Here is a 1372-nt window from a genome sequence, read left to right on the forward strand (position 1 = left end):
CACCAGTCGGGCTTCGCCCCGCAACCGGCCCTTCACCACGCGTTCGAACCAGAGGTCGAGAACGTAATGAAGGTAGAGGTTGCTCAAAAGCACACTGATCGATCCGCCTTGTGGCGTTCCTTGTTCGCTCGGATGCACCGCTCCGTCTTCCAAGACGCCCGCTTTCAACCAGCGCCGGATCAAGCTGATCAGGCGCGGATCACCGACTCGATGTTCGACAAACCGGAGGACCCAATCATGATCGAGACTCCCGAAGAAGTTCTTCAAATCCGCCTCCAACACCCAGCTGATCATGCCGCCGGCGATGACCTCATTGAGGGTCGCCAAGGCGTGATGGGCGCTGAGCTTCGGCCTGCCGCCGAACGAGCAGGGCAAGAAGTCCTGCTCGTAGATGGCGGACAACACCTCAGCCGTGCTGCGCTGGAGCGCCCGGTCGGCGACAGTTGGAACCCCGAGGGGGCGCTTCTCCGTCTTACCGGGCTTGGGGATATAGACACGCCGAATGTTCGGCGCCCGATATCCCTGTCGGTGGATGGATTGGAGCATCGGCTCGATCCATCCGTCGAAGCTCTCCCTCGCCGCCGCCACCGTCTGTCCGTCCACCCCGGCGGCGGAGCGCTTCGGAATCTGTAGTAGATTCTTTTGCACTCGGTCGCGCGTGATGTGATGGGCCAACGAGGTGAAGCGAAGATTTGGCTCGCGCCGAGCTTTCACTGCTATTTGTTCAAGTTTCGTTTCCATAGTCAGCTGATCTTCTCTTAGAATAGAAGGCCGTGACTCCCGTCGAATGGAGCCCATGTCGCCCAAGAACAATTCAACTACCGCTGACCGCTTCCCCATGTAGTCGGCTCTCCCGACCTCCGAGTACTATCAGTCAGTCTGACTTCCACCCGGTCATCAGACCCTTCTCACCTCATCGGCTTGGCAGGTCCTACAAGCTTGCGCTTGAACCGGATGGATCTCCCTTGTTCACGTCAATGCCTTCGGTTGCATGCTGGCGGTACGAACCCCGGGAGCACCTCAGCCCGCTCGCGATGACGCGGGTTGCGATTCCGCCTTCCCCTTTGAGAGACAGGGTCGGCTACTCCGATCACGTTCGATTTCGGGGCTATTTTCCCGTTCACTTCATTCCGGCCTACAACCTCCCTGTCTACGCTTCGCAACGGCCGTTACCGGACGTCACGCAAGACTCAGTTCGCGGCTGCTCGCTAGGCTTTGCCGCGGCCGTCATCTCAGACGGCAGACTTCAACGCGCTTGCAAGGCGCAACGCTCATCAAACCGGACGTGCGGATTTCCCGCATCCGGCTTTCCGACTGGTTTCATCGTGAGGCACGCGGCGGCGGTCCAATGTGCACGCGTCGAAGACGCAGG

1 protein-coding gene is annotated in these 1372 nt (G+C 59.8%); it reads right to left on the bottom strand.

Annotated features, from left to right (window positions below):
* Nucleotides 1-741 (bottom strand): reverse transcriptase domain-containing protein (locus tag ACFFNA_RS34305; RefSeq protein WP_378924332.1); only part of this gene is annotated, 741 nt, incomplete at its 3' end.
* Nucleotides 742-1372: the final 631 nt, after the last annotated feature.

The sequence above is a fragment of the Mesorhizobium kowhaii genome, from assembly GCF_042431665.1.
GTDB lineage: Bacteria > Pseudomonadota > Alphaproteobacteria > Rhizobiales > Rhizobiaceae > Mesorhizobium > Mesorhizobium kowhaii.